The sequence below is a fragment of the Micromonospora sp. LOL_023 genome, assembly GCF_048060115.1.
Lineage (GTDB): Bacteria > Actinomycetota > Actinomycetes > Mycobacteriales > Micromonosporaceae > Micromonospora_E.
In genome coordinates, this window is the sequence record NZ_JBHMIM010000002.1 from 151,703 (window position 1) to 170,687 (window position 18,985).

General features: G+C 69.2%; 16 protein-coding genes. All 16 read left to right on the top strand.

Annotated elements, in window-relative coordinates; translation table 11 throughout:
- Positions 1-141: 141 nt before the first annotated feature.
- The 16 genes from ACFHVL_RS01860 to ACFHVL_RS01935 all read left to right on the top strand — a co-directional run bounded on the left by ACFHVL_RS01860 (position 142) and on the right by ACFHVL_RS01935 (position 18,955).
- The gene (locus ACFHVL_RS01860) at positions 142-1,164 is read left to right on the top strand and encodes a sugar transferase (RefSeq protein ID WP_416624966.1); all 1,023 of its coding nucleotides are present in this window, start codon (positions 142-144) and stop codon (positions 1,162-1,164) included.
- The gene (locus tag ACFHVL_RS01865; RefSeq protein ID WP_416624968.1) at positions 1,157-2,728 is read left to right on the top strand and encodes a lipopolysaccharide biosynthesis protein; all 1,572 of its coding nucleotides are present in this window, start codon (positions 1,157-1,159) and stop codon (positions 2,726-2,728) included. Before ACFHVL_RS01860 ends, ACFHVL_RS01865 begins: the two co-directional genes overlap by 8 nt.
- Positions 2,725-3,558, top strand: a complete 834-nt coding sequence (locus ACFHVL_RS01870) for a methyltransferase domain-containing protein (protein ID WP_416624970.1) — start codon at positions 2,725-2,727, stop codon at positions 3,556-3,558. The genes ACFHVL_RS01865 and ACFHVL_RS01870 overlap by 4 nt, the downstream gene beginning before the upstream one ends.
- 11 nt (positions 3,559-3,569) lie before the next feature.
- Positions 3,570-4,412 carry a class I SAM-dependent methyltransferase gene (locus tag ACFHVL_RS01875; RefSeq protein ID WP_416624972.1) on the top strand — a complete coding sequence of 281 codons (843 nt, stop codon included), beginning with the start codon at positions 3,570-3,572 and terminating at the stop codon, positions 4,410-4,412.
- Entirely contained in the window at positions 4,409-5,752 is a 1,344-nt protein-coding gene (locus tag ACFHVL_RS01880) for a glycosyltransferase family 2 protein (RefSeq protein WP_416624973.1), read from the top strand. Before ACFHVL_RS01875 ends, ACFHVL_RS01880 begins: the two co-directional genes overlap by 4 nt.
- Positions 5,745-6,938: a glycosyltransferase gene (locus tag ACFHVL_RS01885; RefSeq protein ID WP_416624975.1), complete on the top strand. Its 1,194-nt coding sequence runs from the start codon at positions 5,745-5,747 to the stop codon at positions 6,936-6,938. Before ACFHVL_RS01880 ends, ACFHVL_RS01885 begins: the two co-directional genes overlap by 8 nt.
- On the top strand, positions 6,935-8,218 hold the full coding sequence (locus tag ACFHVL_RS01890; RefSeq protein WP_416624976.1) for an O-antigen ligase family protein: 1,284 nt from the start codon (positions 6,935-6,937) through the stop codon (positions 8,216-8,218). The genes ACFHVL_RS01885 and ACFHVL_RS01890 overlap by 4 nt, the downstream gene beginning before the upstream one ends.
- Entirely contained in the window at positions 8,215-9,177 is a 963-nt protein-coding gene (locus tag ACFHVL_RS01895; RefSeq protein WP_416624978.1) for a glycosyltransferase family 2 protein, read from the top strand. Before ACFHVL_RS01890 ends, ACFHVL_RS01895 begins: the two co-directional genes overlap by 4 nt.
- Complete coding sequence (locus ACFHVL_RS01900) at positions 9,177-10,397, top strand: glycosyltransferase family 4 protein (RefSeq protein ID WP_416624979.1); 1,221 nt, start codon at positions 9,177-9,179, stop codon at positions 10,395-10,397. The genes ACFHVL_RS01895 and ACFHVL_RS01900 overlap by 1 nt, the downstream gene beginning before the upstream one ends.
- The gene (locus ACFHVL_RS01905; protein ID WP_416624980.1) at positions 10,394-11,860 is read left to right on the top strand and encodes a hypothetical protein; all 1,467 of its coding nucleotides are present in this window, start codon (positions 10,394-10,396) and stop codon (positions 11,858-11,860) included. The genes ACFHVL_RS01900 and ACFHVL_RS01905 overlap by 4 nt, the downstream gene beginning before the upstream one ends.
- Positions 11,861-11,973: 113 nt before the next feature.
- The gene (locus ACFHVL_RS01910) at positions 11,974-12,840 is read left to right on the top strand and encodes a TylF/MycF family methyltransferase (RefSeq protein ID WP_416624982.1); all 867 of its coding nucleotides are present in this window, start codon (positions 11,974-11,976) and stop codon (positions 12,838-12,840) included.
- Positions 12,841-12,930: 90 nt separating this feature from the next.
- Positions 12,931-13,311 carry a BlaI/MecI/CopY family transcriptional regulator gene (locus tag ACFHVL_RS01915; protein ID WP_416624984.1) on the top strand — a complete coding sequence of 127 codons (381 nt, stop codon included), beginning with the start codon at positions 12,931-12,933 and terminating at the stop codon, positions 13,309-13,311.
- Positions 13,312-13,318: 7 nt separating this feature from the next.
- Positions 13,319-14,308 (top strand): M56 family metallopeptidase, encoded by a 990-nt coding sequence (locus ACFHVL_RS01920; RefSeq protein ID WP_416624986.1) that lies wholly within the window; start codon positions 13,319-13,321, stop codon positions 14,306-14,308.
- Positions 14,308-16,089 (top strand): thiol reductant ABC exporter subunit CydD, encoded by a 1,782-nt coding sequence (gene cydD, locus ACFHVL_RS01925; protein ID WP_416624987.1) that lies wholly within the window; start codon positions 14,308-14,310, stop codon positions 16,087-16,089. The genes ACFHVL_RS01920 and cydD overlap by 1 nt, the downstream gene beginning before the upstream one ends.
- Entirely contained in the window at positions 16,086-17,873 is a 1,788-nt protein-coding gene (gene cydC / locus ACFHVL_RS01930) for a thiol reductant ABC exporter subunit CydC (RefSeq protein ID WP_416624989.1), read from the top strand. Before cydD ends, cydC begins: the two co-directional genes overlap by 4 nt.
- Positions 17,874-17,989: 116 nt before the next feature.
- Entirely contained in the window at positions 17,990-18,955 is a 966-nt protein-coding gene (locus ACFHVL_RS01935) for a DNA primase (RefSeq protein ID WP_416624991.1), read from the top strand.
- Positions 18,956-18,985: the final 30 nt, after the last annotated feature.

Consider the following 18,985-nt stretch of genomic DNA (forward strand, 5'->3'; position numbering starts at 1 on the left):
TGGCCGGGGCAGCGACGGAGGAAGTCTCCCGCCAAGTAACCGGTTTTCGGACGAATACCCCCTGGCAGGTGTTGTGTGTGCATAAAGTGCTTACGTCACGTCTGATCACCATATCTTCCAGGTCGGGGTTGGAGTACACGCATGCCGAGCTTCGCGGACGCATCGGTGCCAACTTCCACCCTGCCTACCGCCGGTCATCGCACCACGTCACGTCCGCCGGGCAGCGACGCCCGACGCCGGGCGTTGCGCGATTGGACGACCGGGACCCGGGGCGGACGGGTCCTGGTCCTTGAGGGCAGCGGACCCGACAACCCGGCAGACCAGCTGGACGAGGAGTTCGATGTCGCGCTGCGGCTGCCTGGACCGATCGACCTGGAAGCGCTACCGGAGCTGCTCGCCCAGTACCGACCGAAGCTGCTACTACTGAAGCACTCCCTCGACGCCGTCGACGTACGGCTGATCGCCGCCTGCCGCGCCTACCGGGTACCGATCCTCGTACTCGCCCTTCCGGTATATGGACTCCTGCGGCCGACTCGTCTGCACCGGCACGGCGGCCTGCCGTGGTTCCGACTACGACCAGGTCCAGCGATGTCCGGGAGCATGCGCGCAAAGCGAGTGCTCGATCTATTCTTGATCTTGATTGCTGCACCGGTGCTGATTCCCCTGCTGTTGTCAATCGGCGCAGCGGTGTCCATGACCGGACCACCGCTGTACGTACAGACCAGGGTCGGCACCGGCGGCCGGCACTTCCGGCTGATCAAGTTCCGGACAATGCATGTCGACGCGGAGTCGGCCACCGGACCGACGTTGGCCGCCACCGACGACAGCAGGATCACCAACTTCGGCCGGTTGCTCCGGCGCACCCGGTTCGACGAACTTCCCCAACTGTGGAACGTGCTCCGGGGTGAGATGAGCCTGGTGGGTCCGCGGCCCGAGCGGCCCGAGTTCGTCGGAGACCTCTGCCGGCTCCAGCACTACCATCTGCGTCACCTCAGCCCACCAGGGCTGACCGGCATCGCCCAACTCACCGGCGGCTACGCGGCAACCGCCGAGGACAAGCTGCGCTGCGACCTGCTGTACCTGCACTGCCGGACGCTGCGGCTGGACCTGGCTCTAATCCTGCTCACCGTCGTGGAACTCTGCCGGGGATTCCCCCGTGGGTAACCTGACGACCAGGACCGGCCGCCGGGTGGCCCGTAACACCGCCAGTCTGCTGGGCGGGCGGCTCATCGTCACCGCGGTCGGGTTGGTGACCCTGCCACTGGTGTACGAACGGCTCGGCGGCCCGGAGTTCGGCGTCTGGGTGTTGCTCTGCGCCGTCGTCGCCGTGCTGGCCATGGTCGATCTGGGCCTCGGTTCAGCCATGGTACGCGAGGTCGCGCAGGGTGGCATCGATCCAGCGTCGCGACGACTACGCGCCGTGCTGGGCCTCGGCCTGGGCTGGGCGATGTTTCTAGCTACGCTGGCGGCGGCCGTCCTGACCATCTGCTGGCCTTGGATCGGCCGGCTGCTGCAGCTGGGCGAGATCGCCGGTGAGGCGCACCGCGCCATGCTGTGGTTGCTGGTGTCGCTGTTCTTCGGCGGGGTCGAGTTGCCATGGCGTGCGGTCCTGGAAGGCACCCAGTGTCATGGTACGGCGGCCTGGATCGGTGCCGGCGTCGCGCTGGTGGGTGGCGTGCTGACCATCTGGCTGATGCGGATCGGCGGCGGCCTGGTCGGCCTGGCTGCCATCACGGCCCTGACCAGCAGCCTGCGGGCCGGGCTGACGATCCTGGCCGCCCGCTGGCACAGCCCGACCTACACGCCACGGCTACGCGACATCCGCCGCGAGGATCTGCATGTGGTCCGTGGATACGGAATCCGGGTGCAGGCCACGAGCGCCGCGGGTCTGGTCAACACGGAACTCGACCGGTTCGTGCTCGCCGGATTCTTCAATCCGGCCACCGCAGGGCATTTCGACCTGGGTGCCCGGCTGCTGAACCTGCTCCGGCTACCACCAGGGTTCGCGCTGATCGCACTCTTTCCCGTGGCTGTCGCAGGCGCGGCCCGCACGGGCTGGCTCGACGGGTTCTACCTGCGAACCACCAGGCGTCTCGCTACCTATCTGGGGCCGTGCACCGCCGCCGTCGTCGTGTCCGCCGATCCGCTGGTCCGGCTCTGGATAGGCGACCAGGTGCCCTGGGCTGCGACGAACCTCGCTGTGCTGGCTCCGGCGTACGCGGTGAATCTGGTGCTCGGCGCTGCGACGATCGTGGCCCGCGCCGAGGGACGTCCGGGCCTCGAAACGCGGTACATCCTGCTGTCGGTGCTGCTCAACCTCGGGACGACTCTGCCCCTGCTGTGGCTGTACGGGCCGGTCGGCGTACCGCTCGCCACCTCGGCTGCGATCCTGGCCTCGTCGGCATATTTTCTGTGGTACTTCCACCGCCGGACGGCTCGTCCCCTGGCACCGGTCGTACGGATCATCGGCTGGACCGCAGCGGCCAGCATCGTCGCGGCCATCGTAGGAAGTACCGTCGCACCCTACCTCCCGGACGGCGACGGACGGGTGGGCGCGGCGCTCGCAGTTGCCTGCAGAACCGGCGTCACTCTCCTGGTGTCGGCGCTGTTGCTGGCCACCGTACGGCTGTTTCGCACCACAGCCGGGAGTTGTCCTCAGGAGCCGGTGGACCAGTCCGCAGACCTCCGCGCCGGGACCCGGCTGGCCGACGAGGTGGGCAGCCGATGAGCCTCAGTCACTTCACCTGCCTGGTCTGTGGACCGGGCTCAGCCGAGAAGACAATCCTCGGTGGGCAGTTGCGGCAGTGTCTGGCCTGCGGCTTCGCCTGGACGATCCGCGCTGCCGATCCGACGCCTGCGCTCTACGACGACACCTACTTCGAAGGCGGCGGCTACGAGGACTACTTCCTGCCGGCGCCACGCCGGTTCGAGGCCGGTCGACGGTTGCGCTGGTTGTACTCGGCCGTCCGACCGGACTCCCTGCTCGAAGTCGGACCGGCAGGCGGGTTCTTCCTAGAAGCTGCCCGCAGGAGCGGCATCGAGGTGTACGGCGTCGAGATGTCCGCAGCGGCGACCCGCTACGCGCGCGACCGCCTCCACCTGCCGGTCCAGCAGGGAAGCTTCGAGTCCTCGAAACTCCCCCACCAGGTTGACGCCGTCTGCGCGTTCCACGTGCTCGAACACGTCGCTGATCCCTGGCAGTTCCTGATCACCGCACGCGCGGCGCTGCGGCCCGGGGGCGCACTGGTGCTCGAAGTCCCCAACATCGCCTCAGCGGCGGCCCGGCGCCTCGGCGACCGATGGCCCGGACTGCAGCCCGAGTATCACCGCTGGCACTTCACACCCGGCTCGTTGACGCACCTGGTGGCGGCCGCCGGGTTCCGGATGCTCCGGCAGGACACCACGGTGTTCCGCTACTACATGCCACTCCGGTACCAGCTACGACACGCTCACCGACTGCTACCACAGGACTGGTCGACGACCCGTTCGCTGCGGCTGGTCCATCCGCAACAGGGTGACCTGATCCGTCTGGTGGCCCGGATGGCGGATGACGGATGACAGGAGAATCGATGAGAACAGAGCAGATGGTCGCTACCGGCTGCATGCTGTGCGGCGACGACTCGACCGGCCAGCCCGACACCGATGGGCTGCTGAGGCGCTGCGGCACCTGCCAGTTCGTCTGGACGGCCAGCAACCTGCCGCCGCCGGAGCAGTTGTACGGCCGCGCCTACTACGAGACAGACGGCTACCAGGACTACTTCACGTCCGCCGGACAACGGCGCTACGAGTCCGCCCGGCGGCTACGCTGGCTGCGGTCACAGGTTCGGCCGGCAACCCTGCTGGAGGCAGGGTCGGCCGGTGGCTACTTCCTACAGGCCGCGCGGGACGCCGGCATCGACGCCTGCGGGGTCGAGGTGTCGGACGCCGCCGCCAGCTTCGCCCGGGAACAACTGGGCGTGCCGGTGCGGACCGGCCGGTTCGAGGAACACGTACAGGCCAATGCGGTGGAGGCGGTCTGCGCCTTCCACGTACTCGAACATGTGACCGATCCCCGGCGATTCCTGGCAACGGCCCGGGCGTCGCTACGGCCGGAGGGCTGGTTGGCGCTGGAGGTGCCGAACATCGCCTCGGCCGCGGCCCGCAGGCTCGGCAGCGCATGGCCGGCGATCGCGCCCGACTACCACCGTTGGCACTTCGCGCCGCACACGCTCGCCCGCCTGCTGGCCGAGTCCGGTTTCCGGGTGGTCGCTCAGGACACGGTCTTCTCCCGTTACTACTGGCGGGCACCGGCGCGCCTGCGACAGGCCCGGAACCTTGTCGTCGCCGACTTCGCGGCCTGCAGGTCGCTGCGCGTCAGTCACCCTGAACTCGGCGACCTGCTACGGGTGTTCGCACGTCGGGAGGACCGATGACCCACATGGACCTGTCGATTCTGCTGGTCAGCTGGAACACCCGGGAGGAGACCCGGGCGTGCCTCGACTCCCTGCCCACCGGAATCCGCGACGACCTACGCTACGAGATCGTCGCCGTCGACAACGGCTCGTGCGACGGATCGGCCGAGCTGCTGGCCGGCCATCCCCGGGTGCGCCTGCTGCGCAACGAGCACAACATCGGGTTCGCCGCAGCGGTCAACCAGGCATACCGGCAGTCCCAGGGCGACCTGATCCTGCTGCTCAACAGCGACGTCCTGTTCCATCCAGGCACGCTGAGCACGATGGTGGAGCATCTGCATCAGCACCCCGAGGCGGCCGGGGTCAGTCCGCTGTACCTCAACCCGGACGGAACCTTCCAGCAGCACTACGTCAACCTGCCAAGTTTCGCAGCCACGATCGCCCTGGTCACCGCGTTGCGCAAGCTCCCGGCCTTCCGGCAGGCGCTGCACAGGTTCCAGATGCGCGGCGAGGACTTCAGCCGGCCCCGGCTACTGGCGTCCGGTAGCTGCATGCTGCTGCGGCGGCAGGTGCTCTCGGCAGACCGGATCTTCGATGAACGGTTCCCGATCTACTGGAACGACGCTGTGCTCGCCCGTACGTTGCGCGACGCCGGCCATCAGTTGTGGATGATTCCGCACGCGGTCGTGACGCACAGCAGGGGCGCTTCGTGCCGTCGACTCGGACCGACGATCCGACACCGGCACCTGCTCGGCAGCCTGGTCGGCTATCTCGCACTGACCGAACCCCGGTACAGGCTGGCGATCTTCCGCGCACTCGCGCTCGTCGACCATGGGGTCAAGCTGCTCTTCGGTCGCCCTGTGCCGCTGAGACTGAGTGACCTGCGCGCTGCGCTACGCGGCGATGTCGGCCCGCTTCCCGACGGCGACATCCGCGACTGGTGGGTGGTCTTCGACGCGCAGCGGTCCACCCCCGAGGTCGGCTCCTCCTCGGTGCAGGAGGTGGCGGCGGGTTTGGTCCCGGCGGCAAGTCGGCAGCAAGACATGCGGGTCCTGCTGCTGCGTGCGCCGGCCGGTGCACGCCCACGCTGGCGGATGGAGGTACAGACCGAGGACCAGGCGATCTGGCACGCGACCCTTCCCGCGGCGTTGCCCTTCGGCAGGTACGCGCGCTGGATCGATCGAATCAACCTACGAATCGGCGCAGGCCAGATGCGCCGGTGGCTGGACCGGCAGGCCGGTGCCCGGATACTGCATCTGAGCGACGAACGTGGGACCGCGGTGATCGGCTATCTCGGTGAGGACGAAGCACACCGGGTTCCACCCTCGCCACTGCCCGCAGCGGAACCGGCTCATGTCTAGACCCGGCCGTTCGACCAGCCCACTACGACCGCGCCAGCGCGGCGACGTCGGGACCGAACCGCCGCCGCGGTGCACGGATGCCGTCGGCGACTGGGTGGTGATGTTCAGCGCCACTCCATGGCACGTCGGAGCCCATCGTCAGCACGCGTTGGCCGGCCAGATCGCGGTCGACCGCCGGGTGCTCTACGTGGATCCACCTGGACAGCTTCCGAGTCGGCGGATGTCGGTCACCCAGATTGGGCGCAATCTGTGGCGGGCCGAGCTCCCCACCGTCCTGCCGTTCGGACGACAGGTGCCGCCGGCGAACGCGATCAACCGTCGCCGCGGCGCGTCACTCCTGCGCCGATGGTTGGATGAACGGCCGGGCAGCCGGTTGCTGTGGATCGACGAGGACCTAGCCGCTGCCGTTGTCGGGCACCTCGGCGAGCAGGCCGTCGTCTATGACGCGACCGACCTGGACTGGACGTTCACCCGGCGCTGGAACCGGTGGCATCTACGCTGGGCGCTACGCGACGCGCTGGGTGCCGCCGATCTGATCCTGGCCTCGTCGTCGGCGCTGCCCGCCCGGCTGCCGACCGGAGACCGGCAGGTGGTGCTACTGCCAAACGGCTGCGACCCGGACAGGTTCGATCCGGAGGGACCGGTCGCGTCGTGGCTGACCCGGCTGCGCCGCCCAGTGCTGGGCTACGTTGGCGCGGTCGATACCCGGGCCTTCGACACCGAACTGGTGGCGCACCTCGCGGCGGACCACCCCGAGTGGACCTTCGTACTCGCCGGTCCGGTGACGCGGGCCGGACGAGCTCCGCTCAGCGGACTTTCCAACATCGTCCTCACCGGTCCGATCGCCTTCGCTGACGTGCCCGAGATTCTGCGCGGCTGCGATGTGACGATCATTCCCTACCGGATCGGCGGATTGATCGACTACGTGCATCCCAAGAAGTGCTACGAGTACCTCGCTCTGGGCAAAGCTGTCGTCGCGACACCGCTGCCGGCGCTGCGCGACATCGGTGCTCCGATCCAGCTGGCGGCCGGGCCACAGCAGTTCGCGGCGGCGATCGACGAGGCTCTACAGGCGGCGCACAGCCCGGCCGAGATGTCCCGGCGCCGCGCCGTGGCGGTCGACAACAGTTGGGCGGTTCGGGGCGTCCAGCTGCGTGCCCTGCTGACCGACCTGGCTGTGAAATGATCACGAAGCCGACGTACGGCCTTTGGACCGCACCGCTCCCGATGGTGTTCGCCACGGCGGTCGTCGCAGCGATGACCGTGTCGCCCGGCATGCCCGGCACTGCCCTGGCAGGAACGGCGGTCTGCTGCGCGGCGTTCGTGCTCTGGCCGTGGGCCGTCCTACCGGTTGGCATCATCGGTGGGACGATCGCCGGCGTGGCCATCGGCGGCGGTGACGTGGCCACGATCGTCGCGACGCATGCGGCGATTCTCGGTGCCGGCGGGTTCGCGCTGCTGATCCGGATGGTGTTCCGGATGGAGCGAGTCCGCCGCACGGCTGCGGATCTGCCGATGCTCGGCCTCACACTGTTGGTCCTGCTGGCCGCGATATACGGTCTGGCACTGGGGAATCCCCCCCGGGACGTGCTGGTCGGCGCCTACCAGATCGCAGTCATTCCCATCTACTTCTGGGTCGCGGCCCAGACCCTGGCCGACCATAGACGGCGGCGCGCGGCCGCCATTCTCTACCTGGTCCCAACCGTGGCGCTCAGCCTGACGGCGCTGGCCAGCTCGAACAAGACTGGTGGTCTGATCGCGCTACTCGCGGTACCACCGCTGGTCGTTCTGGCCGGGCGGACCGGTGGCTGGAGCCGGGCCGGGTTCGCCCTGCTCGCCGGGCTACTACTCGCGGACGTGGCCATATCGATGTACCGGGCGCTGTGGTTGGCCACAGCAGTCGCTCTCACGGTGATGCTGGTCTGGGGTGGGCGCGTCCTACGTCGGGGGCTCCGGGCAACCGTGGCGGTCGCCGTCGTGGGCGTCGCCCTCCTGTCACTGGCGTCGAACCTGGAGGACCTGGTCGGCACGGTGACGCTGGAACTACAGGAGTCGTCGGGATACCGGGGCCCCGAGTCCGTTGTGGGAATGAATGTGTTCGCTGAGCGACCATTGACCGGCGGCGGGTTGGGGCAGTCGGTACGAGACATCTACCTACCGGGCTTCGTCCGGGACGATGTCGGTCCGATCTACCACGCATTTTACGTGACCGTACTCGCGAACATCGGTATCCTCGGCCTGATCGTCGTACTCTGGCCGCTATACCAGACGATACGGGCTGGCCTCCTGCAACGAAACGGAATTGCATTCGGGTTCGCCGCGCTCACCTGCGGATTCCTTGCCGGATCCGCCTTCGCCGGACCCACGGCCGGCCACTGGGAACTCGGCCTACTGCCCGCACTGACGATCATCACTGGATCCAGAGAAACACTTCTCTCGACCGCACCCGCAGAGGTGAAGAGTTGACCGTTCCGGATGCGACCGCAGTGGTCGTGACACACAATTCACAAGGGCACATCAGGGCCACGCTTGCGGCGCTCACGAGGAGCCGGATACCGATTACCGTGGTGGACAACGCGTCCGGCGACAACACCGTACCGATCGTTCGATCGGAGTTCCCGGATGTAGTCCTGAAGTCAAACAGCGTCAACGTCGGATTTGCGACCGCAGTCAACCAGGCAGTCACGACCGTCCAGACCGATGTCGTACTCTTGGTGAACCCGGACTGCGTCTGTCCGGCCCCCACGGTGGATGCGCTGATCGAGGCGCTGCGGGGCCATCCCCGCGCCGGCATCGTGGGACCACGGATACGTCGTCCCGACGGACAGATCGCCATCAGCGCCCATCCGTTCGAATCGCTGACCACGGTAGTAGCCTCCCGGTTCGGTGGTGGACTCCTGCCGGTACGGCTACGTCGGTTGATGTCCGGGCAGGCCCGCCGAGCGGCGTACGACGCGTGCCGCGACAACGGCGGCCCGATCTGGGTCGACTGGATCTCCGGGGCGTGCATGGCCGTGCGGACTGAGCTTCTGCACAGGATCGGCGGCCTCGATGAGGGCTACTTTCTCTACTACGAGGACGAAGAACTCTGTCTGCAGGCATGGCGAAATAGTGCAGCGGTCATGTATCTACCCACCGCCGAGGCGATGCATGTGGGCGGCGGTAGCAGCGTCGCCGACCCGGCCCGCACCTGGCCGCATCTCTATCGGAGCATGCTGCGCTTCTTCGCGCTCCACCGACGTTCGACACTTGCGGCCGTGCGCGTCGTAGTGCTGCTACGCGCGATCCTGGGTATAGGAATAGCCGGGATCCGATTTCCCGTCCAGCCTCGCGCTGGCGCGGCTCGCGCTCGGGCCTGGTCCAGGATATCGCGCATCGCGTTGTCCAACCGACCAGAGAGATCGTGGAGGAAAAAATGCACGTAATGATCACCATCGTCGGAGCACGAACGGAACATTGGATCGAGCTGTTCGCCGCCCTTGCGGATCGACCGGACGTCACGGTCACGGTGGTCGCGGCCGACGTCTCCGAGCTGACCCGGACCGAGCTCGACAAGCTGTCCAGCCGAGCGGCACGGTTCCGATGCCACATCGCGCCCCACCTGCTCGGAGAGAGCCGCACCGGCCATATGGCATCGGTTCTGTTCTGCGCCGACGTCAGCCGATATGTCGAGCATCGACCAGACATTGTTCACGTCATTGGAGAGGCAGCCTACCTTTCGACATGGCAGGCCATCCGCTCCTGCCGGCGACGGTGGCCGACGATACCGACTTCCCTCTACGCTGCACAGAATATCGTAATCGACTTCCCTCCCCCCTTTCCCGCCATCGAACGCCACACATACGATCAAGTTGATCATATGTTCCCGATCACACCGGCAGCACTCTACGTGCTCCGGGTGAAGGGTTACTCCGGCACCGCGTCAGTGGTGCCACTGGGGGTAGATACCAGCCTTTTCAGGACACGACGGGACAAAGAAGTCCGCCGCCGTTTCACCGTCGGTTTCGTCGGCCGGCTCGAACACCACAAGGGCATCGCCGACCTGCTGCACGCGGCCGACTCGATCGACTGCGACGTATCGATCATCGGCGCAGGCAGCCTTCGGCCGCTAGTCGAGCAGGCGACCCGGCGACGCCCGGGGCGGATCGTGCTTCATCCCTGGGCGGACCATCACGACCTGCCCGACCATCTCGACCGGATGGACGCACTGGCGCTCCCCTCCATAGAGGTTGTGCAGCGCAACGTCGTGCCGTGGGTGGGGATTCCACTACGCGAACAGTTCGGTCGGGTGTTGGTCGAGGCGATGGCCTGCGGAACGCCTGTTGTCGGTAGCAACGTCGGCGAGATACCGCACGTGATCGGCGACGCCGGACTGACCTTCCCCGCCGGCGACCGGGCCGCCCTGGCCAGCTGTCTCGCCCGGCTCCGGGACGATCCGGCTCTGACAGCCACGCTGTCCGCCAACGGGTTGGCCCGGGCCAACCGGTTGTTCAGTTGGGCACGTATCGCCGACGCGATGTGCGAAGCGTGGAGCGGTATTCGCCTTGCCAGGGACCGGCCGGCCACCGGCCTACCCGGACGTCGTAGGCAACGACATCGACCGCCACACGCGATCGCCATGCAGCGGCTGGAGGCAAAGCCATGATCCACTGGTCCCGTGAGCTGTCGACACTGCGAACCATTGCCCGGCTCGCTGGGCTGCCGTTCCTCGGGCTCTGCCTCGGTCTGCTGGCCGCACAGGCGGTCACCCAGTGGACCCCACCCACCTATCAGGCGTCGGCCTCGCTGGTGATCAGCGCCAGAGCCGACGGAGAGGCTGGTGGCCAGGAGACGGCGTCGATATCCCTCGCGCAGAGCCTCGCGCCGACGATCGCCAGAATGGTCGAGACGCGCGAAGTGGCGATCAGGGCTGCCGACAGTCTGAAGCTGCCGCCAGCGGCAGTTGTCGGGCAGGTGACCGGAGGGTTCGAACCCGGCCTGCAGATCGTCACCGTGTCTGCGACCGCTGGTTCGGCCGACCAGGCGGCTGCGGTCGCCAACGGGGCGACGGAAGCGGTGATAGGTCGACTCGCCGACTTCTCTATCGCCGAAGGGGTTCAGGTCAATGCACGCATACTGGACCACGCCACTGTGCCAGGGCAGCCCGACCTGCCGAAACCGACGCTGAATGGCGCCCTCGGCGCACTGGCGGGTCTGCTCGCCGGACTCGGCCTGACAACCGCCCGCAACCGATTCGACAGCCGGCTGCGCGATGTTCAAGCGATCGAGACACAGCTGGGGCTGCCGGTTCTGGCGGTCTTCCCGAGGTTGCCACGACGGTTCGCGCCGCGACACCTACGGTCGTTGCATCGTGGGCAGGCGATGGTGGCGGCGGACACACTCGTCGCAAGCCTCAACGTCTTCGTCGAGTCGCTGCCCGGTAGGCGGATCATGGTTACCAGTGCCCGGTACGACGACGGAAAGGCGATCGTGGCGGCCATGCTGGCGCTGCGGATCGCTCGCGGCCACGACCGGGTGACCCTCATCGAGGGCCAGGAAGCTGGTCGTCGCGACCCTCAACCGGGTGCCGACAGCATCCTGCTCAGCTTCAGGGAGCGTGTCTTCGGCAGTCCGGAGGGCGCTTTTGTTCCGACCATCGTCGGGGCGGACATCGTGGACCAGTGGTCGGTCGGCCGGCAGTCCGGCGATCTGCTCGACGAGGTCCTCAGTCGCAGGGGCGACGATCTGGTGGTGCACGGACCACCGATTCTGACCGGGACCAGGGCGGCCGCGCTCGCCAGGGAGATCGATGGTGTCGTGCTGGTGGTGCGCAGAGGCGCCACCGACGCCGCCGACGCCCAACGCGCCTCGACGCTGATGCAACACCTTGGCGTCCCGTTCGTCGGTGTCGTCGTCGTCGACGGTGCCGCCGCGCCGACCCTCAGGTCGGCAGGCCGCGTCGACAGGATGGCGGGACCAGGATCGGGCGGCGGTCAGTACCGACAGCCGAACCCGCCAGATGGCGACGGGATGCCGACGACCCTCGCCACGCCGGCGGCAACCAACTCGCGCGCGGCGCACCCGCCAGCACCGACAACCGTTTCTCGATCCACAATTCCCACCGAATGACGGCCAGTACATACCGGATAGCAGTAGTCTGTTCCAGCGGACGATCCTCGTGAGACAAATCACAGACCACGTTCACGTTCGGTGAACGAAACTTCCCATTGAAAGGAGTGCAGATGACCGCCATGCCGTCCACCGATCGTGAGTCCATCGCCACAACCACGGATTCTCCCCGAAGGTTGTACATCGATCTCATGAAACGGACCCTGACAAGATACGCCTTTGGCGAATCTTGGATCCGCTACAATCCGCGTCGCAATTCGCTGCGAAGTTCATTGGTCCGACAGAGCCAGCGGCTGCTGAACCGGCGCGACATGGATATCATGGTGCGGTTCCCGTTCGACGCGGACGAGCGCGCGAACGGCCGCGACTGGCCTCCGGAGGCGGAGACGATGATCGGCCTCCGGCGGCTCGACAACCTGGAGCGATGCGTCACCGACGTAATCGAGGACCAGGTTCCCGGAGATCTGATCGAGACAGGCGTATGGCGTGGTGGCGCTTGTATCTTCATGCGCGCACTACTCAAGGCCCACGGTGAGACCGATCGCGTGGTCTGGGTCGCGGACTCGTTCCGAGGGCTGCCCAGGCCGGCTCCCGCACGCCATGCCGATGTAGAGGACGCCCTCTGGAAGGAGCCGTTCCTCGCGGTGCCGTTGGAGCGGGTCCAGGAGAATTTCCGCCGGTACGACCTGCTTGACAGCCAGGTGCGGTTCCTGCCGGGCTGGTTCGAGGACACCCTGCCGAAAGCGCCGATCGATCGGATTGCGGTGATGCGGCTCGACGGAGATCTCTACGACTCGACCATGGTCGCGCTCGACTCGCTGTATCCGAAACTTTCCGATGGCGGCTACGTCATCGTCGACGATTATCACGCCGTCCGTGGCTGCCGTCACGCGGTCGACGACTTCAGACGAGCCCATGGCATCGACAGCGAGTTGCAGCAGGTCGACTGGACCTGCCGATTCTGGCGGAAATCCTCGTAGGCGCGCGCCTGCTGGGTGCCCTGACCGCAGGTCGCCCAGCCCCAGGATCCCGCTGGTCGGCGGATCTACTACCGGCGGTAGGCTTGGCTGGTGACGCGACTCGGCGAGCTCGAACGCGCAGTGATGGACGTGCTGTGGGACCGGGATTCGGCCACCGGCCCGGTCACCGTACGCGACGTCGCCGAAGCCCTGCAGGAACGTGACCTGGCGTACACGACCGTGATGACGGTGCTGGACCGGCTGGCCGGCAAGGGCATGGTCAGCCGGGAACGCGCCGGCCGTGCCTGGCAGTACCAGCCGGCCGCCAGCCGGGAGGCGTTCATCGCCCAGTTGATGCTCGACGCGCTCGACCTCGCTGGCAGCCGCGACGCGGCGCTGGTCCGCTTCGCCAGATCGGTGACCGGCACCGAAGCCGAGGTGCTCCGGGCCGCACTCACCGACCAGGCGCAGACGGCGGAGCGGCAGGGCTGAGGCGACCATGGCGCACGCCGTGCACTTCGCTGCGGTGATCACCGCCTGCTGGCTGGCCGCCCAGGTGCTCACCCGGTCGGGGTGGCTCGGCCAGGGCTGGACCTGGCGCAGCCCACGGGTGGCGATCCTCTGCTGGCAGGCGCTCGGCCTGGCCGTGGGGCTGGCCGCGATCGGGCTGCCGCTGGCGATCGGCCTCGCCCCGTACCGCACCGGACCCGGTCGCGCCGCCGGAATGTTCCTCGGCGACCTGGCCACCGCCGGCACCGCCTGGCTCACCGGGCATGGCCGGCCGGCCGACGCCTTCCCGGCCGGGCTCGGGCCGTCGCGGCTGACGCTGGTCGGCGTCGCCGGTGTGATCGCCGCCGTCCTGCTCGGGTCGACCGTACGCAGCCTGCTCGCCGCCGTACGCGCGCAGCGCCGCCACCGCGACCTGCTCGTCCTCGTCGCCCGCGCCGACCCGGCCGCACCCGGTGCGCTGGTGCTCGACCATCCGAGTGCCGCCGCCTACTGCCTGCCCGGCGTCCGGCCCACGGTCGTGGTCAGCGCCGGTGCGCTGCGCCTGCTCGGCCCCGGCGAGCTCGCCGCCGTACTCAGTCACGAGCGGGCCCACGCCGACGAACGTCACGACCTCGTGTTGCTGCCGTTCACCGCGTTGTGCCGGGCGCTGCCCCGGCTGCGCTGGCTACGGGCGGCACACGAGGCGGTCGCGCTGCTCGTCGAGATGCGGGCCGATGACAAGGCCTGCGGCCAGCATGCCGGCGAGCCGCTGGCCACCGCGCTACGCCGGTTCGCCGCCGCCGGCCACCGGATCACCCCGGCCGGCGCCCTCGGTGTCGCCGGCGCTGCGCCCGACGCTCCGCCGGTCGGAGACCGGGAACTCGACGCCCGGGTCCGGCGGCTTACGGGCAGCGGTCCGGCACCCCGACTGCGCCCGGCCGCCGCTAGCGCTGCCGCACTGCTGCTGCTGGCCCTACCGGTGACGTCGTACCTCAGCTGATGCCCGAGACCGCGACATCCACCGCCCCGGCCGATCGACCGGTTCGACGCCGGCCCTTCGACCCGCGGCTGCCGCGTCAGGTCCCGGCGGTACGCCGCCAGCTCGGCCTGCTCGCAGCCTTCGGCGTGCTGGCCGCCGTACTGATCATCGCGCAGGCCACCACCCTCGCGACGGTGCTCACCGCCGCCGCGGGCGGCGAACTCGACCGGCGGGCGCTGACCGGCTTCGTCCTCGCTGTCGCCGGCCGCGCCGTGCTGATCTGGGCGGCGGGCTTCGTCGCGGCCAGCGCCGCCGCCGTCGTCAAGGCGCAACTGCACACCGACCTGCTGGCGGCGATCCACCGGCGCGGTCCCGGCTGGCTCGCCGGACAGCGCACGGGCCAGCTCGCCACGCTGACCGGCCGAGGGCTGGACGCCCTCGACGGCTACTTCACCGGCTATCTGCCGCAGTTGGTGCTGAGCGTGACCGTGCCGGTCGCCGTGCTCGCCCGGTTGGTCTTCGCCGACTGGAGTTCGGCACTGATCGTCGCGGTCACCCTGCCGCTGATCCCGATCTTCGGTGCGTTGCTCGGCTGGCAGGCCCAGGCGGCCACCGAGCGCCAGTGGCGGCGGCTCGCCCAGCTCGGTGGTCACTTCCTGGACATGGTGGCCGGGCTGGCGACCCTGCGGGCGTTCGGTCGCCAACGGCAACAGGCCGAGGTGGTACGCCAGATGGCGGACCGGCACCGGATCGCCACCATGGGCACGTTGCGGATCGCCTTCCTCTCGGCACTGGTGCTGGAGCTCGTCGCCACCCTCGCTGTCGCGCTGGTCGCCGTCCCGATCGGGCTGCGACTGCTGTCGGGCGGCATCGCGCTGTCCACGGCGCTGCTGGTGCTGCTGCTCACCCCGGAGGCGTACCTGCCGCTGCGGGCCGCCGGCAGCCGGTTCCACGCCAGCATGGAGGGCCTGACCGTGCTGGACGAGGCGCTCACCCTGATCGGCGACGACAGTGCCGGCGACACCGCCGAGCGGGCCGGGGACGGGCCGGTCGACCTCAAGGCCGCAGCGGACCGGGCCGGGCCGGCGGGAAACCGGCCGGCCCGCGCGATCGCCCGGTCCGCGCCCGCCGAGATCAGGTTCGAGTCGGTGACCGTGGCACATCCACGGACCACCGCACTGTGCGAGGTCGATCTGACGATCCGGGCCGGTGAACGGATCGCGGTGATCGGGCCGAGCGGTGCCGGCAAGAGCACCCTGCTGCAGTTGATTCTCGGCTTCGTCACGCCGACCACCGGCCGGATCACCATCGACGGGGTCGACCTGACCTCGCTCGACATCGACCAGTGGCGGCGGCGACTCGCCTGGGTTCCGCAGCACGCACATCTGTTCACCGCCTCGCTGGGCGACAACATCCGGCTCGGGTCACCCGACGCACCGGCAGCGCGGGTCGACGCAGCGGTCCGCGCCGCCGCGCTCGGCGACGTTCTCGCCGGACTGCCCGACGGTCTGGACACCCGCCTCGGGGAACGCGGCCACGGGCTCTCCAGCGGCCAACGACAGCGGGTGGCCCTGGCTCGTGCGTTCCTGCGCGACGCGCCGGTCGTCCTGCTCGACGAGCCGACCGCCCGGCTCGACGGGGCCTCCGAGGCGGCGGTGCTGGCCGGGTCACGGCAACTCGTCGCCGGCCGGACCGCACTGATCGTGGCGCACCGCCCGGCGCTGCTCGACGGCGTGGACCGGATCGTCCGACTCGACGCCGGGCGGATCGACGCGCGCACCCTCGTCAGGACGGTGTCGTGATCGCCGGGCCGGAGCGGACCGTACTGGCGGTGGCCCGCCCGTACCTGGGTCGGATCGTCGGCGCGGGGCTGCTCGCCGCGGCCACCGAGCTCGCGGCGCTGGCGTTGATGGCGACCGCGGTGTGGCTGCTGATCACCGCCGCCGGCCGGCCCCCGCTGGACGCGATCACCGTGGCGATCGTCGCGGTACGCGCGCTGGCGATCAGCCGCGGCGTGCTGCGCTACACCGAACGACTCGCCGGACACGACGCGACGCTGCGCGTCGTCACCGCCGTACGGTCCCGGATCTTCACCGCGCTGGCCGCCCGGCGGACCAGCGCCGTGGACCGCTCCGGGGACGCGCTCAGCCGGCTCGTCTCCGATGTGGAAGCCGTACAGGACCTGCTGTTGAGGGTCCTGGTGCCCGGTGCCGCCGCGGCCACGGTGGCGGTGCTCGCCGTGGCCGCGGCCGCGACGGTCGATCCGGTGACGGCGCTCGTACTCGCCGGTGGCCTGGCGGTCGCCGGTTGCGGGCTGCCGGTGGCCGCGACACTGCTCACCCGGCGTACCGCGGACCGGGTGGCACCGCTGCGGGGCGCGCTGGCCGCGGACAGCACCGATCTGATCTATGGTGCCGCCGACCTGGCTGCCTTCGGTGCCACCACGTCCGCCCTGAAGCGCACCACCTCGCGGGCCCGGGACCTGGCGAGGCTGGAGCGGCGCCTCGCCGCGACCGGTTGGGCCGTCGACGGTGCCGGCGTACTCGTCGCTGGGCTCACCGTGGCCGCCGTCACGGTGGCGGCGTCGCGCGGCGCGGTGGACGGGGTACTGATCGGCGTCCTGGCCGTCGGAAGCCTGGCCGCCGTCGAGATGGGCCTGGCGCTGGTCGCCTCGGCCCGCCAGTGGGCGCTGTCGCGCGGCGCCCTGCGGCGGGTCGCCGATCTACTCGCCGAGGCGGCGGATCCGGCCGCCGACCTGCCTGAGCCTGCCGCCGATGGATCCGGGTCTGGTATCGACCCGCCCGGGCTCACCGCCGGGCGACCCGACCCGGTGCCGGCCGAGTTGGACGATGTCACGGTGCGGTACCGGCCGGGCGCACCGCCGGCACTCGACCGGCTCCGTTGGCTGCTGCCGCCCGGCCAGCACGTCGCGGTGGTGGGACCCAGCGGCGCCGGCAAGAGCACCCTGCTCGCCGTGCTCACCGGCGCGCTCGCCCCAGACCTCGGCCGGGTCACGGTCGACGGCGCGGATCTCGTCGACCTGCCGGCCGAACGACGGCACCGGCTGGTCGGCGGGCTGTTCGCCGAGGCGTACGTGTTCAACGCCACAGTTCGCGACAACCTGCTGCTGGCCCGGCCCACCGCGACCGACGACGACCTGGCCACCGCTGCTGCCACCGCCGGGCTGCTCGACTGGGTACGCGAACAGCCCGACGGCTGGCGGACGTCGGTCGGCGCAACCGGCAGCCAGTTGTCCGGCGGGCAGCGCCAGCGACTCGCCCTGGCCAGAGCGCTGCTGGCCGACCCGGCGGTGCTGGTCCTCGACGAGCCGACCGAAGGGCTCGATCCGGCCAGCGCGGACGCGGTCCTGGCGACCGTACTGGCCGCGAACGGGGGCCGGACCGTGGTGGTGGTCACCCACCGGCTGACCGGACTGGAATCGATGGATGAGATCCTGGTACTGGACGCCGGCCGGATCGTCCAGCGGGGCGACCATGCCGAACTGATCGAACGGCCCGGTTGGTATCAGGAACAGTGGATCATGCAGCGGGCCGCCGAACAGGGCTACCTGACGGCGATCAGCTGATGCGTAGCGGGGTGCGGGCAACCCATCCGGCGGGCGGCCCATTAGGGTGTGCGCAGAGTCACCCACCCGACAGTCCGGGTTCGGGCGCCGTCACCGGAAGACAAACGGAGGTCAGCGTGGCCAAGTCGCCGAACCAGCCCGATGCCGACCGGCTCGCAGCCGAGTCCGTCGATCGTGAGGCCGACAGTGACTTCGATGCGCTCGACCCGGTCGAGGACGGCGCCGATTCCGGTACGGCCGCCGCCGACCGGTCGCTGTGGCAGGACGTACGGATCGATCCGGTGGAGATCGCGTTGCCGGCCGGCGCCGGGTACACCCTGCGGGCCTATCGCCCGGCCACCACGCTGACCCCGACCGACATCTCCGAACGTGAGGAGGAGGACCCGTTCGCGGCACGTCGACGGGTCCCCGAAGGCGAGACCGACGATGACGACGAGACGGTCGTCATCCTCGACGAGGAGTTCGCCTCCGCGTTGGCGGAAGAAGAGGCAGCCGAGCAGGAACGCGCCGGTCAGGACAAGACCGGCAGGGGGTCCGCCTTGGGTGCCGACGCCGACGACCAGGCCGACGACCAGGCAGAGGGGGTCGACGCTGGCGAGGAGGTGCCGATCTTCCTCACCCAGCGGGGCAGGCTGCTGCTGTTCAAGAACCCGCAGGCGCTGGTCAGCTTCGTCCGGTCCGGCGCGCCGAACGACTTCACCCAGCTCGACACCTGGCCGGAGTTGGTCGACCGGGTCCAGCCGGCGGACGTCGACGCCCTGCCGGAGGACACCTACGAACTCGACCTGGTGGTCGAAAACCTGCGTGGCGGGCACGACGTGTGGGACGCCCCGCTGTTGATCCAGTCCGGCGAAGTGGCCCGGGACCTGGCGTACGCTCTGCGGATGCCGTCGGTCCTCGACATGCTCTCGTCCGGATCCAGGCTGGACGATCTCGACGAGGCGCTAAGGTCGACGGTTGACGGCGGCATCGGCGGGTTCATGGCCCGCCGACGGCTGAAGAAAATCGGGGCACAAACCGCAAGTCTCGGGTGGCGCACGATTATCGGCAAGATCTCTGCCGCTGCGGACTGGCGCGATTGACCCCTAACCAGGGAGCATCAGTCCTTGGCA

Bases quoted from the DNA above. Each gene is read 5' to 3' on its own strand.
- ACFHVL_RS01860 (WP_416624966.1), top strand. From the start codon at position 142: ATGCCGAGCTTCGCGGACGCATCGGTGCCAACTTCCACCCTGCCTACC.
- ACFHVL_RS01870 (WP_416624970.1), top strand. From the start codon at position 2,725: ATGAGCCTCAGTCACTTCACCTGCCTGGTCTGTGGACCGGGCTCAGCC.
- ACFHVL_RS01875 (WP_416624972.1), top strand. From the start codon at position 3,570: ATGAGAACAGAGCAGATGGTCGCTACCGGCTGCATGCTGTGCGGCGAC.
- ACFHVL_RS01880 (WP_416624973.1), top strand. From the start codon at position 4,409: ATGACCCACATGGACCTGTCGATTCTGCTGGTCAGCTGGAACACCCGG.
- ACFHVL_RS01885 (WP_416624975.1), top strand. From the start codon at position 5,745: ATGTCTAGACCCGGCCGTTCGACCAGCCCACTACGACCGCGCCAGCGC.
- ACFHVL_RS01890 (WP_416624976.1), top strand. From the start codon at position 6,935: ATGATCACGAAGCCGACGTACGGCCTTTGGACCGCACCGCTCCCGATG.
- ACFHVL_RS01900 (WP_416624979.1), top strand. From the start codon at position 9,177: ATGATCACCATCGTCGGAGCACGAACGGAACATTGGATCGAGCTGTTC.
- ACFHVL_RS01905 (WP_416624980.1), top strand. From the start codon at position 10,394: ATGATCCACTGGTCCCGTGAGCTGTCGACACTGCGAACCATTGCCCGG.
- ACFHVL_RS01910 (WP_416624982.1), top strand. From the start codon at position 11,974: ATGACCGCCATGCCGTCCACCGATCGTGAGTCCATCGCCACAACCACG.
- ACFHVL_RS01920 (WP_416624986.1), top strand. From the start codon at position 13,319: ATGGCGCACGCCGTGCACTTCGCTGCGGTGATCACCGCCTGCTGGCTG.
- cydD (WP_416624987.1), top strand. From the start codon at position 14,308: ATGCCCGAGACCGCGACATCCACCGCCCCGGCCGATCGACCGGTTCGA.